Raw genomic sequence first — 13,030 nt, 5'->3', positions numbered from 1 at the left:
ATTTATCGGCCTAACCATGGACGTGGGTTTACGGTTTTACCTTGTCTGCGGATTTCAAAATAGAGTGCTGGGCGTTCTTGGCCGCCACTGCTCCCCACTAAGGCGATTGGTTGCCCTGCTCTAACCTCTTGGCCGACATTCACTAAGGCGCTCTGGTTATAGCCATAGAGGCTCATATCCCCTTTACCGTGTTCAACGACGACAACTAGCCCATAGCCTTGTAACCAGTCGGCTAATAGTACGCGTCCATCAGCGATAGCTTTGACTTGGGTTCCTTCGTTAGCGGCGATAACCATGCCTTTCCAACGTAATTCACTGGAAATGACATCGCCATAGTTATGGAGCAATGAGCCGCGAACAGGCCAAATAGCTTGCCCTGCAGGGCGCCCTAAACCACCAGTACGAGACATCAGTGAGCGTTCACTCTCTGACGGCTTATAGGTTGAACCTTTCTGTTTGGCTTGCCGTTCTTTTTCTGCCACTTGGACACGAATGCGGGCCGCTTCTTTAGCTTCTCGTTCTGCTCTGGCTTTGGCCTCACGTTCGGCTTTGGCAATTTTATCGCGTAATCTTGCTTCGTTCTGTTTTAGGACAGCAAGATTTTTTTGGTCTTCTTTTAATGTACTTTCAAGGACATTCAAGGTTTTTTGCCGCGAAAAGCGTGCGTTATCCAACTTACGCTTTTCTTGTTGTTGGCGAGCCAGCGTCGTTTTTTGTTCGGCTTGTTTTTTTTGTTCGAGTTGTTTTTGTTCTTGCAGCTCTTTAGTGGTTTCTTCTAAAGCGACAATGTTTTTTTCACGCGCCTGATTTAAATAGCTGTAATAGGCCAAAATACGCTCTTCTCGTTGGCCTTCTTCACCTTTGAACATCAGGGTGAGTCCTTGGTGTTTACCTAACCGGAAAGCTGCGTCTAGTTGGTCAGCTAATAATTTTTCCTGTTGTTGTTTTTTGGTTTGTAGTTGCTTGATATTGCTATTTAAGGAAACAATTTCTTTGTCTAATTGTTTTAATTGGTTTTGCGTTTCATGCAGGCTACGACCCGCTGCAGAAATACTTTGTTCTTGTTGTTTGAGTTGCTCAAGTAGTGCTGAGCGCTTGGCTTGTTGCTCTTTTACACTTTTCTCTTTTTCAGCAATACTTTTGAGTAAATCATGTAACTGGCCTTTATTTTCAGTGATCTGGTTGGCAAACACAGTTTGTGTTGGGGCGAGAACAAGCAGCCCTAACCCAAAGAGAGCGCTAATAGCCTGACGAATAAATGAAATTTTCATTCGATGATGTGTATTGGCCATCGTGATAAATCACCTCAATTAAATGCAATATCTGATTATTTCATCTGCAAGTGATGGTTTCCAGCACTGTCTAACAAATAGTATTGAAAACATTTATAAATTCGGATTTTTGCCCTGAATCAGAACTATACTAAGTCAAATAACACAGTTTTATTATCACTGATTTATTTTGTATAGCCAGTTTTCAATACTTTTTTCTTATTCATTGCCTATTTGAAGCACAGCTTAGACCTGTTTAGCACGTTTATGTTAAAATATTTGCGTGCCGCCTCGAAACAGAAACGTGGTTTTTCAGTGAACAGTGTTAATTTTGCGTGCCTTAGCGCAAAAAAAACAAGCGAGTTTGCGGGAATTGGCTGTAATTAGCTCAACACAAAGGTATACTCAGAACCCTTTGATATTTGATTTTAACTAACGGGAGTGATTGCCCCCCATGATCCAAGAAATCATGCAATTTGTAAGCCGGAACATGTTATTGAGTCTGGTTTGGATAGCGCTATTAGTGGCTGTGGTTGTTATGACCTTTAAAGGCCTTTTCTCTAAAACGAAAGTGATTGTTCGTTCACAAGCGATTACACTGATTAATAAAGAAGAGGCGGTTGTTGTCGATTTACGTTCTCGCGAGGATTTCCGTAAAGGGCACATTATTGATTCTATTAACTTAACACCGTCTGAAATTAAAGAGAATAATTTAGGTGAATTAGAAAAACACAAACAGAAACCAGTGATTATCGTTTCTGCAAGTGGTATGGAATCAGGTAAACCAGCTGAACAGCTGGCACAACACGGTTTTGAAAAAGTCTTTGTCCTAAAAGAAGGGATCTCTGGCTGGGCAGGTGAAAACCTCCCTTTAGCTCGTGGTAAGAAGTAATTATCTGGTATCTAGTTGCTCCCAAGTTATATATGTAGCAAGTAATTTGGGGAGCACAATGCAGAAAATTTTTCTGTAACACAATACAGCGAAAACCCATTTGGGTAGCGCAATGCAGCGAACATTCCAGTAGCTCAGAATAACAGGGTTTCCCTTAAATTATTTGGGCTACAGGTAGGCAGCAAGTGAAGATATCCAAGGAGCATACATCAGTATGTGACTTGGGTAGCGCAACGCAGCGAACACCCCTGTAGCTCAAAGAATAACAGGGAAAATTCATATGGAAGTTAAAGGTACATAAACTATGTCAGAACAAAACAACTCAGAAATGGTCTTTCAAATTCAACGCATTTATGCAAAAGACGTTTCATTTGAAGCACCTAACGCACCACACATCTTTCAACACGAGTGGCAGCCAGAAATCAAATTGGATTTAGATACTTCTTCAACCCAGCTATCTGAAGGTGTTTATGAAGTTGTTTTACGCGTCACCACGACGGCAACTTTAGGTGAAGAAACGGCTTTCTTGTGTGAAGTGCAGCAGGCGGGTGTTTTCTCTATCGAAGGCATTGAAGGTACTCAAATGGCGCATTGCTTAGGTGCATACTGCCCGAACATCCTGTTCCCATATGCACGTGAAGCGATCACAAGCTTAGTGGGTCGTGGTACATTCCCACAATTGAACTTAGCGCCAGTTAACTTTGATGCACTGTTCATGAACTATTTACAGCAGCAACAAGGTGAACAAGCGCAGAACTCAGAAGCTCAACAGGACGCTTAATGAATACTGCTTCAATGACAGTGATCGGTGCCGGCTCGTACGGCACCGCTTTAGCCATTACGCTTGCACGTAATGCACATCAGGTTGTGTTATGGGGCCATGACCCAAAACACATTCATCAATTAGAACAAGATCGCTGCAATCAGGCGTTTTTGCCTGGCGTTTCTTTCCCTGATAGTTTATCTCTTGAAACGGACTTAAAACGTGCCGTTGAAGCGAGCCCCAATATCTTGATTGTCGTACCTAGCCATGTTTTTGGTGATGTACTAAAACAAATCCAACCTTACTTACGCGCAGACTCCCGCATTATTTGGGCGACTAAAGGTTTAGAACGGGATACAGGTCGTTTGTTGCAAGAAGTGGCACGTGAGGTATTAGGTAATGAAATTCCTCTGGCTGTGTTGTCTGGCCCAACGTTTGCAAAAGAGTTAGCTGCGGGTTTACCGACAGCAATTTCTGTAGCGGCAAGCGATAGCCAATTTGGTGATGATTTACAAAAATTATTCCATTGTGGCAAAAGTTTCCGTGTCTATAAAAACCCCGATATGGTAGGGGTGCAGCTGGGCGGAGCAGTAAAAAATGTCATCGCAATTGGCGCAGGGATCTCCGATGGTATGGGGTTTGGTGCAAATGCGCGTACTGCATTGATTACCCGTGGTTTAGCAGAAATGAGCCGTTTAGGTGCAGCTTTAGGAGCAGACCCTGCAACTTTTATGGGGATGGCGGGTTTAGGTGACCTTGTGTTAACGTGTACCGATAACCAATCCCGTAACCGCCGTTTTGGCATGATGCTAGGCGATGGCGTTAGCGTTGAAGATGCAGAAAAAGAGATTGGCCAAGTGGTTGAAGGCTATCGTAATACTAAGGAAGTCCGCGCACTGGCTGAGCGGGCTGGTGTTGAAATGCCAATTACTGAGCAAATTTATCAAATCCTCTATCGTCATAAAAATGTGTTAGAGGCAGCGCAAGCCCTATTGGGGCGTGCGACGAAAGATGAAATTGCCGATATGCCAAAGCTGCATGATTAATAAAAATAGATAGGGGAGTGATTATGTCGCGTGAAGAACTGGATAGAATTTGGGGTTTCATTAAAGATGAAGCGAAGTCTCTTGCGGACTGCGAACCACTTCTCGCCAGTTTTTTTAACGCGACATTGTTAAAGCATGACAATTTAGGCAGTGCGCTCAGCTATATGCTAGCGAATAAACTGAGCTCTCCTATCATGCCTGCGCTTGAAGTCCGCGAAATTGTGGAAGCCGCTTATCGCAATGACGAAAGTATGATTTTTTCTGCGGCAATGGACTTAGCAGCCGTTCGCTTACGTGACCCTGCCGTTGATAAATATTCCACGCCACTATTGTATTTGAAAGGTTTCCACGCCTTGCAAGCCTATCGCATCGGTAATTGGTTGTGGAAAGAAGGCCGCCAAGCGTTAGCGGTTTATTTACAAAATCAAATTTCCGTTTCCTTTGGTGTCGATATCCACCCAGCTGCCCGTATTGGTTGTGGCATCATGCTTGACCACGCAACCGGTATTGTGATTGGGGAAACCGCAATTGTCGAAAATGATGTCTCAATTTTGCAATCCGTCACACTAGGCGGTACAGGCAAAACCTGTGGCGATCGCCATCCTAAAGTAAGAGAGGGGGTGATGATTGGTGCAGGGGCAAAAATTTTAGGTAATATTGAAATTGGCCGCGGTGCAAAAATTGGCGCAGGTTCTGTTGTACTTCACCCCGTTCCACCGCATACCACAGTGGCAGGCGTTCCAGCACGTATTGTCGGCAAACCAACCAGTGACAAACCGTCCTTAGAAATGGACCAAAACTTTAATGGCACTATTTGGGGTTTTGAAAATGGGGATGGGATTTGAGAGAGTTAATTATTTCTGCAACTCGTTATGCCTATTTTTCAAAGATCTTTCTTTTGAATATGTTACCTGCTTTAAACTGAGCAATAGATTTTTTTAGGTGTTCAGCATTGGCTGGAGAATATAATAAGTAGGCGGTTTCTGTCAGTTTACTATCACTATTTACAGTTTCAGTAGTCGTATTTTTAATTTGCTTTTTAAGACTAATTTTCACCTAATCTCCTCCTTCATTATTTAATGAGAAAATAAAAGCTTATTTTCATAAATCGAGCTGTAATAGGATTCAAAGAATCGGAGTCCATACTATACAGCTCGAATATGGCATTAATCTTTCAATAACGCCCCTGCATACCCCAACTGCCTCCATGCTTCAAACACCACGACTGCCACAGAGTTGGATAAATTCATACTGCGGCTGTCTGCCAACATAGGAATACGAATTTTTTGCTCCATTGGCATATTATCTAGCACATAAGGCGGTAACCCACGGGTTTCAGGACCAAACATTAAATAGTCATTTTCTTGGTAGCTGACATTGCTGTGACTTGGCTTACCTTTAGTGGTTAAGGCAAACACGCGAGCCCCACTTTCAGATTGGTTATTATCAGGGTTCAGCCCTTCACTTTTTAAAAAAGCAAAATAATCATGATGGTGTTTGATATCGGCAAATTCGCTATAGTCCAACCCTGCACGACGTAAGCGTTTATCATCCCATGTAAACCCAAGCGGGTGAATAAGATGTAAATCAAAGCCAGTATTGGCACAGAGGCGAATGATATTGCCAGTATTTGGCGGTATTTCTGGTTCGAATAAAACAATGTGTGGCATAACGTTAAGCTGATATTTGTGATAATAAATGATGGGAAGAGTTTACGCGCAAATGGCTTTGTTTTCATGTGGAACTTTTATATGTGTCATAAAATTTATTTGCACCCTGAAAACAAAAAACGAGCCATAGAGGCTCGTTTGTGAAATAACTCGTTGAGGTTAGCTGTTATAACCATTAGGGTTCATGGACTGCCAACGCCAGCTATCATTGACCATATCTTGGATAGAATACTGCGCTTTCCAGTTTAAATCTTTCAATGCTTTCTCTGGGCTAGACCAACATTCCGCAATATCACCGGGACGCCTTGCTACAATCTCATATTTAATTGGCTTACCTGCTGCTTTTTCGAACGCAGTAATAATTTCTAGCACACTTGTGCCAGTTCCTGTTCCAAGATTGTAGACATGTAATCCCGCTTGCTGGCTAACTTTATTCAGGGCGGCAATATGGCCATCCGCTAAATCCATTACGTGAATATAGTCACGTACGCCAGTACCATCCGGTGTTGGGTAATCATTACCAAATACCATGACTTGTGGGCGGCGTCCTACAGCGACTTGGGAAACAAACGGTGCCAAGTTATTTGGAATACCTTGCGGGTCTTCACCCATGGTTCCCGATGGGTGTGCACCAACAGGGTTAAAATAACGCAGTAAGGTCAGTGACCAGTCATCTTCCGCAATATATAAATCCGAAAGGATACGTTCAACCATATACTTACTGGTTCCGTATGGGTTGGTAGTCCCACCGACTTTGGATTTTTCTGTTAACGGTACTTCTTCAGGGTCACCATATACGGTCGCTGATGAGCTAAAAATCAGGCTCTTAACACCTGCTTTTTTCATGCTTTCGACTAATACCAACGTGCCATTGACATTAACATCATAGTATTCAATTGGTTTTTCAACCGACTCACCAACGGCTTTTAACCCAGCAAAGTGGATCACTGACTGGATTTGATGATTAGCAAAAATAGACGCTAGAACTTGCCCATCACGGACATCACCTTGATAAAAGGTGGGTTTAACACCAGTGATAGCTTCAATACGGTTAAGTACTTCAAGGTTGGCATTATGCAAGTTATCTAGAATAACCGGTTGCATCCCTTGCTGGATCATCTGCACACAGGTGTGGCTACCAATGTAGCCAAGGCCACCAGTGACGAGAACTTGTTGATTATGCATCGCAATATTCCTGAGTTTTAATATTCGTAATGGTAGTTATAGTCGTCAGACCTTGCATCGATTCCATTTAGGATCACACCCGTAATTTCGATATCATTTTGCTTAAAGCGTTTTAGCGATAAATCAACATCTTTCACGGTATTCACACCATAGAAAGCAATTAACAATGAAGTACCGACATATTTACCAATAATTGCGGAGTCAGTAATGGCTAAGATTGGTGCGGTATCGATCACCACAATATCGTATTGGTTTTTGACTTTATCTAATAACTGCTTAAAGCGCTCACCCATTAATAACTCAGAGGAGTGAGTGACGTTTTTACCACGGCAAATCACATCAAGGTTTTCAATCACGTTAGCATGAATAGTGGGTGATTCTAAACTTTGCTGTGATAAGTATTCAGATAAGCCTGCTTTATTGTTTAACCCAAAGGCTTTGTGTAAACGGCCTTTACGTAAGTCGGTATCGATTAATAATACTTTCTTACCTGCATTAGCCAGCACCACCGCCATATTGGAGGTAACAAAACTTTTTCCCACCCCTGGAGACGCACTGGTGACCATAACGAGGTTGTTACCTTGGTTCATCACTGAGAAGTACACACTGGTACGCAGTGAGCGGATGGCTTCCACAGCGGTATCCGCTGGGTTTTCTATCGCTAATGGGCTCTTATTGCCGGCTTCAATGAGTTTTTTCTCATAATTAGAGAAAGGGATAGTGGCATACACATTGACACCCAATGCATCGATATCTTCCGTGCTTTTAATTTTATTATTAAAGAACTCGCGGGCAATTACATACGCACAGCCGATAATAAAGCCAAGGATAGTGGCAAGAACAACAATCAGCGATTTTTTCGGTGCCACAGCATTTGGTTGGGACTCTGCGGAGTCAATAATACGCACATCGGCCGTAATACCGGAGTTCAACACGCTGAGTTCCTGCTGTTTTGCCACTAATTGGGTGTAGATGGCCTGCTCTGCTTCAACATCGCGGGTTAAACGGACGATTTCTTGTTGGGTATTCGGTAGTTTTTGGATATTTTTACTGATTTTTTCTTTTTCACGTAACAGTTGCTGGCGTTTATCTAACAGGGACTGATAAGCGGGGTGGTTACGAGTATATAACTGCTGAATTTCCACTTCTTTAAAGGTTAGCTCATTAAGCTTTTCTTCGACCTGCAAAGCAGTATCTAAAGCAGCTTTGGCTTCTAAAGAAAGGTCAATGGATTCATTCTTTTTACGAAAGGCATTTAACTGATTTTCGTAGTTACCTAATTTATTTTTAATTGTAGGTAAATAGTCATCTAAGAATACGAGTGTATTGTTTGTGACCTCTTTCTTACGTTCGGTATTTTGGTCTACATAGTTTTGGATAACACTGTTGAGGATGTTAACATTCTCAACTTTATCCGCACCTTTAATGGCTAAGCTGATAATACCAGTGCCTTTACCGACTTCAGCGATGGTTAGAGTGTTGCGTAAGTCTTCAATGGTGGAGTAACGGGCATTTTTGATTAATGCAAATTCTTCACCAGTTTCAGCCGTGAAACTGGAAATCAATAAGTTAATTTCACTTTGTTTAAGGACTTCACCGACTTTACCTTGCAAAACTTGGCCATCCACATTTAGGGAATAATTGTTATCCCCTAAATAAGTCAGGGTAAATGGCTGGCCAATTAAGTTTTCAGGTACTTGAAATAGGTCAACATGAACGGGAGCCACTTCACCCAGTAACTTACTGACAAAGCCTTCAGGGGCTGTTTGCGTGTCTAAGTTCAGGTCTGCAACGGTTTTACCCAACACCATGCGGGACTTGATGACTTCAATTTCAGAGTCTACTTGGTTATTGCTGTTACCAAATGGCATGACATCACTCATTTGGTCGAGTAATGAGACTTGGCCTAATTTATCATACTGTAAGGTCGCATTGGCTTGGTAAATTGGTGTTGCTAATAGGCTATATGCTATTGCAATAGCGGCAAAAAACACAGTAAAAAACCCAATTTTAATGGTGTTGGATTTCAAAACTTTAAACAGAGCGAGCAGATCGATTTCATCTGAGGCAGGGGAGCTATTCTTTGTTGTGTTCATAATAGGTTAAATGTTAAGTCGTCCAATAAATAAAATTAAATTTTGCCTTGCCAAGTCATCGAGGCTTTTTCCATCAACTGGTAAACATGTTCAAACATTTCATCACTGCGTTTGTGCGGATCAGGGATTTCGGTTTTATTGATCCATTGCCCAAATAACATCACTTTGCCGCGAGTTTCAGGAAACTGTTGGTGGATTTTAGCAATATGTTCGTTTTCCATCACTAGGATTAAGTCTGCTTTATTACATAATTCGCTAGTTAAGCGACGTGATTGATGGTTTTCAAGGGAAAGGCTATGTTGCTCGGCAATCCGAATAGCACTGTCATAAGCTGGCATGTCATTTTTGGCGATAATACCCGCGGAATGAACCGTTTTTTCGGGAAAATAGCGTTGCAATAAACGCTCCCCCGTAGGAGAGCGGCAGATATTTCCCATACAAACAACGAGAATATTATTAAACATATCGATTACCAGTCGTGAATACGCTTGGTACCTTCGGTTAATTGATTATATGAAGCGATAGTTGGTAATAACTGAGTGATTAGACGGTTCCAACGTACCACAGGTGCTGCGGTAACATACACTAAGTCATAAGGCTGTAGTTTAAATTCAGTACCCATTACAAGCGATGTCGCATCTGATAGGTCTAGCTGATATACCGCGGCCATTTTTTTCGGTAACAGGGCTTCAAGTTCTTTGTCTTCCGCTGGTTGGTTTTTAATTGGGCGAATAACAAATACGCCTGTTGCATTAGCGGTTGTTTGGTCTATCCCGCTCGCTTTGCTTAGGGCTTCAGTAATACTCATACCTGCGCGGTCAATAGTTAAGGTCGTTGGTTGACCGACTTCACCCATTACAAACACTTTCTGGCTATCATTACGTGGTACATACAGCACATCACCCGGCAGCATCAGGTAGTTTTGGGTTAAATCGCCGTACTGTACTAAATCTTGTAATGAGACTTTGATTTCTTTGCCATTACGGGTAAGCACCACATTATCCCAATCGGCTTTTTCGGTTAAGCCGCCGGCATTATTAAAGGCTTCTAAGATAGTCAGTGGGACGTTAGTGATAGGCAGCGTACCCGGTTTGGCAACTTCGCCAGAGACATACATTTTTTGCGAGCGGAAGGCTGCGATACTGACATCCACTTGTGGGGATTCGATATAGGTGGCTAAGCGGTTGCTGATCAGGGTACGGATTTCGGTGACGGTTTTACCGATCACTTTGACTTTACCAATATATGGGTAGTAGATGGTGCCGTCAGAGTGAACCCAGTTACCCGAGTCTTGTGCACTACGGTAAGAACCCGCAGGGATAGTCAGTTCAGGGTGATCCCAAACTGTAATGGTTAATACATCGCCTGCACCCACGCGATATTCATAGTGAGTCAGTTGCTTTTCTAACTGCGCATTCGGTTTAGCAATGGTTGGAGCGGTGTACATATCATCCAATAATTTTGGTGAGATTGGATAGATATCAACCAATTTAGTAATGTCACGGTCACCCGTATCAACCACATTTTTGCCTGAGGTTGATACATAGGCGCCGGGGGTGACGGTGCAGCCTGTAAGTAAAATGCTGGCGGTTAGTAATGTAAGTGAGAGATGCTTACTAAGCACAAGTCCATCCTATGATAAAAAATGTTTAGATAAAATATAAGTAGTGGGAGTTATCATCATCACACTTATACGTTTTTAATATAATTTCTAAGGAAGCTTATAGAGAGCAATCTTTGGAAAAGAAGATATTAACGTTGCATTGTAGGTTAATTATATTGGACACTCTCTTTGTAAAGATTTTTTACGACTAAGTTACTGATTCTTATACTATACGATTAGTTAAAGTGTCTGGCTATAGTTCGATAAAAATGATATTTAATAGTCTATTTATAGTTTCATAACAAGTTTACATATTATTAATAAAGGCTTTCATATTGTGTGGCTATTTTACTCCAAGTATATTTTTCAATAGCAATTTCTTTCATTTTTTCAGAGTTAGATACAAGCATATTATCATCTGTATCTTCAATTAATTTTAAAAGTGAGTTATCGTTTGAAAAATATAAAGCTTTATTGTCAGTTGAATACCTATTGAAGTCACAGTCAAATGCTAAAATGGGTCTGCCAATATGCATAGCTTCAACTAACGAAGGGTTTGTTCCCCCTGCGGAATGTCCATGTATATATGCTTTACAATTTATTCTATAATTATAAAGGGTTGATATGTCATAAATGGGGTCTATTAGTTCTATATTCTCATATTGTGAATATTCTTTATATAAGCACTGGCCATAAACAGAATTTTTCCAATTCCCTATGAATTTAATTTTTCTTTTACTGGCAGAAAAGGACTCTAAAATGAGTGAGATATTATTTTCTGGCTCTATTCTACAAATGGAAAGATAATAATCTCCAGTTGGGCTAGTATTCTCAATATGGTTGGATATAATAGCATGATCCCCCCCATATGCTATTACCTCAGATGACAAATTATAGCTTTGATTAACATAATCAGCGATTGCTTGATTATCAGATATAATTATATCCGAGTATTTTACTGCAAAATACTCAGAACGTTTTAGAAACCATTTAGCCACAGCCCCCCATTTATCGCGTTTCCACTCTAAACCATCGATATTAGTTATGACTTTTGCTTTTGAAAAGAATTTATAAAAAGGCAAGAATAAACAACCCGATACACCTAATATCAAGGTCACGTCATTTTTATAGAACAAAGTTTTTATTAATGAAATAATGTCATAAAAAATGCTTTGAATACCATTTGCATTTAAAGGTATATATATTAAATCAGCATTGTTATAGGCATTTATTTTATTTTTGAAAAACTGCGATGAGCAAAAAACTTTATATTTAATATCACCTGATGAGTTCTTGGTCAAATTTTCAATTAAAGACTCAAAGCCACCATAACAAGCCGGTAATCCAACAGTTCCTACAATTGAAATAACTTTCACACTATATTCCTAAAAAATTATTAATAGATTTTGTATATTCTTGAAAACTAAATTCATTAGACTTATTTAAAGCTGACTGTGATTTTTTATACCATTCGTTATAATTGCAAGATAAATCATTTATTATTTTTGAAATTTTGTCTACATGATTTGAATGAATATAATATCCGAAATCAGGATTAACAATTTCTAAAGGCCCTCCGGCAGGGGGAACGATAGGAACACACCCATACGACATACCTTCAAGGATTGATAATCCAAATGTTTCAGTCCAATCCTCAGGAATTGATAAGTTTAGAATAATGAATGATTTTTCATACAGTGATTTAATAAAGTTTGGTCTATGAAAAAAAGAGATGTTTTGATGATGATACTTAGTTACAAATTCATGAAAATCAGTTTCATGGCAATTTAGAGCTGCAATGAAATTAATTTGTGGACAATGTTCAGCAATTTTTATGAAATTATATATACCCTTGTATGCTTTAAGTGAGCCTGAAAAAAAGACATTTTTATCATTATGTTTAGCATGAAAATCAAGACTAGGATTTAAATTAAAGTCATTTCTTAATGGATTAGGAATGACAATACAATTTTTTTGAATGTCAATGGCGTCTTTTGTGTAGTTAGAAACATATATTATTTCATCCGAAAATTTACGAACACCAAAAAGTAGTAGCTTATTTAATAATTTTGGTTTGATGTGTGTTTCATGAATGTAATAAATTGTTCGATTGGCAAACAAAAACGCAGCTAAACCTGCAGAAAAAGGTAATACGGTATTAATAACTACAGTGCATTTATTTTTTTTAAATCGATGAATTAATATATTAACTGAAAGTTTCAAAAATACATCAATTTGAGATAATGTAAAGAAAAAAAAAGTTATTAATTTAATATTAGAGTATTTATAAAATAATCTAATGTAACTGGTCTCGCTAATATTTGATAAAAATCCACTATGTTTACTTGTCAATAATGTAATGCTTTCACCTGATTTTTTTATTGCATTTATCATGTTTTTCAGTACTAAAGGGCTTCCACTGTAGTCATTAAATAAATGCACAAAGAAAAAAGATTGTTTTTTCATCAGTTCCTTCTTTTAATTATTTTTGCTGAAATCCCAGC

13 protein-coding genes are annotated in these 13,030 nt (G+C 39.9%); 4 read left to right on the top strand and 9 right to left on the bottom strand.

Annotated elements, in window-relative coordinates; genetic code table 11:
• Window positions 1-2 precede the first annotated feature (2 nt).
• A complete protein-coding gene (gene envC, locus PR800_RS11895) occupies window positions 3-1,292 on the bottom strand; it encodes a murein hydrolase activator EnvC (RefSeq protein WP_272530894.1) in 1,290 nt (429 codons plus the stop codon).
• Window positions 1,293-1,725: 433 nt separating this feature from the next.
• Here envC and PR800_RS11890 point away from each other — a divergent pair, with 433 nt between their 5' ends.
• The 4 genes from PR800_RS11890 to cysE all read left to right on the top strand — a co-directional run bounded on the left by PR800_RS11890 (window position 1,726) and on the right by cysE (window position 4,817).
• Window positions 1,726-2,163 carry a rhodanese-like domain-containing protein gene (locus PR800_RS11890; RefSeq protein ID WP_210848683.1) on the top strand — a complete coding sequence of 146 codons (438 nt, stop codon included), beginning with the start codon at window positions 1,726-1,728 and terminating at the stop codon, window positions 2,161-2,163.
• Between the two features lie 304 nt (window positions 2,164-2,467).
• Window positions 2,468-2,944 carry a protein-export chaperone SecB gene (gene secB / locus PR800_RS11885; RefSeq protein ID WP_004906947.1) on the top strand — a complete coding sequence of 159 codons (477 nt, stop codon included), beginning with the start codon at window positions 2,468-2,470 and terminating at the stop codon, window positions 2,942-2,944.
• Window positions 2,944-3,972 (top strand): NAD(P)H-dependent glycerol-3-phosphate dehydrogenase, encoded by a 1,029-nt coding sequence (gene gpsA, locus PR800_RS11880; RefSeq protein ID WP_272530893.1) that lies wholly within the window; start codon window positions 2,944-2,946, stop codon window positions 3,970-3,972. The genes secB and gpsA overlap by 1 nt, the downstream gene beginning before the upstream one ends.
• 23 nt (window positions 3,973-3,995) lie before the next feature.
• On the top strand, window positions 3,996-4,817 hold the full coding sequence (gene cysE / locus PR800_RS11875) for a serine O-acetyltransferase (protein ID WP_094962928.1): 822 nt from the start codon (window positions 3,996-3,998) through the stop codon (window positions 4,815-4,817).
• A gap of 31 nt (window positions 4,818-4,848) precedes the next feature.
• Here the strand turns inward: cysE and PR800_RS11870 are convergent, their stop codons facing one another.
• From PR800_RS11870 to PR800_RS11835, 8 genes are all read right to left on the bottom strand, one after another.
• Window positions 4,849-5,028, bottom strand: coding sequence for a hypothetical protein (locus PR800_RS11870; protein ID WP_004265164.1), 180 nt, complete (start codon window positions 5,026-5,028; stop codon window positions 4,849-4,851).
• 110 nt (window positions 5,029-5,138) lie between these two features.
• A complete protein-coding gene (gene trmL, locus PR800_RS11865; RefSeq protein WP_096863620.1) occupies window positions 5,139-5,642 on the bottom strand; it encodes a tRNA (uridine(34)/cytosine(34)/5-carboxymethylaminomethyluridine(34)-2'-O)-methyltransferase TrmL in 504 nt (167 codons plus the stop codon).
• 159 nt (window positions 5,643-5,801) lie between these two features.
• A complete protein-coding gene (gene galE / locus PR800_RS11860) occupies window positions 5,802-6,827 on the bottom strand; it encodes a UDP-glucose 4-epimerase GalE (RefSeq protein ID WP_272530891.1) in 1,026 nt (341 codons plus the stop codon).
• Between the two features lie 17 nt (window positions 6,828-6,844).
• The gene (locus PR800_RS11855) at window positions 6,845-8,923 is read right to left on the bottom strand and encodes a polysaccharide biosynthesis tyrosine autokinase (RefSeq protein WP_239979020.1); all 2,079 of its coding nucleotides are present in this window, start codon (window positions 8,921-8,923) and stop codon (window positions 6,845-6,847) included.
• A gap of 35 nt (window positions 8,924-8,958) precedes the next feature.
• Window positions 8,959-9,387 (bottom strand): arsenate reductase/protein-tyrosine-phosphatase family protein, encoded by a 429-nt coding sequence (locus tag PR800_RS11850; RefSeq protein WP_181489970.1) that lies wholly within the window; start codon window positions 9,385-9,387, stop codon window positions 8,959-8,961.
• Window positions 9,388-9,392: 5 nt separating this feature from the next.
• Entirely contained in the window at window positions 9,393-10,547 is a 1,155-nt protein-coding gene (locus PR800_RS11845) for a polysaccharide export protein (protein ID WP_272530889.1), read from the bottom strand.
• A gap of 296 nt (window positions 10,548-10,843) precedes the next feature.
• The gene (locus PR800_RS11840) at window positions 10,844-11,902 is read right to left on the bottom strand and encodes a DUF1972 domain-containing protein (RefSeq protein ID WP_272530887.1); all 1,059 of its coding nucleotides are present in this window, start codon (window positions 11,900-11,902) and stop codon (window positions 10,844-10,846) included.
• Between the two features lies 1 nt (window position 11,903).
• Window positions 11,904-12,992, bottom strand: coding sequence for a glycosyltransferase (locus PR800_RS11835; RefSeq protein ID WP_272530886.1), 1,089 nt, complete (start codon window positions 12,990-12,992; stop codon window positions 11,904-11,906).
• Window positions 12,993-13,030 lie beyond the last annotated feature (38 nt).

This window comes from Providencia sp. PROV205 (assembly GCF_028479505.1).
GTDB classification, from domain to species: Bacteria; Pseudomonadota; Gammaproteobacteria; order Enterobacterales; family Enterobacteriaceae; genus Providencia; species Providencia huaxiensis.
This window is presented reverse-complemented; position numbering and strand designations above follow the sequence as displayed.

What these genes read in the sequence shown, in the direction of transcription:
- envC (WP_272530894.1), bottom strand. Translation starts at nt 1,292, where the DNA reads ATGGCCAATACACATCATCGAATGAAAATTTCATTTATTCGTCAGGCT.
- PR800_RS11890 (WP_210848683.1), top strand. Translation starts at nt 1,726, where the DNA reads ATGATCCAAGAAATCATGCAATTTGTAAGCCGGAACATGTTATTGAGT.
- secB (WP_004906947.1), top strand. Translation starts at nt 2,468, where the DNA reads ATGTCAGAACAAAACAACTCAGAAATGGTCTTTCAAATTCAACGCATT.
- gpsA (WP_272530893.1), top strand. Translation starts at nt 2,944, where the DNA reads ATGAATACTGCTTCAATGACAGTGATCGGTGCCGGCTCGTACGGCACC.
- cysE (WP_094962928.1), top strand. Translation starts at nt 3,996, where the DNA reads ATGTCGCGTGAAGAACTGGATAGAATTTGGGGTTTCATTAAAGATGAA.
- trmL (WP_096863620.1), bottom strand. Translation starts at nt 5,642, where the DNA reads ATGCCACACATTGTTTTATTCGAACCAGAAATACCGCCAAATACTGGC.
- galE (WP_272530891.1), bottom strand. Translation starts at nt 6,827, where the DNA reads ATGCATAATCAACAAGTTCTCGTCACTGGTGGCCTTGGCTACATTGGT.
- PR800_RS11855 (WP_239979020.1), bottom strand. Translation starts at nt 8,923, where the DNA reads ATGAACACAACAAAGAATAGCTCCCCTGCCTCAGATGAAATCGATCTG.
- PR800_RS11850 (WP_181489970.1), bottom strand. Translation starts at nt 9,387, where the DNA reads ATGTTTAATAATATTCTCGTTGTTTGTATGGGAAATATCTGCCGCTCT.
- PR800_RS11835 (WP_272530886.1), bottom strand. Translation starts at nt 12,992, where the DNA reads ATGAAAAAACAATCTTTTTTCTTTGTGCATTTATTTAATGACTACAGT.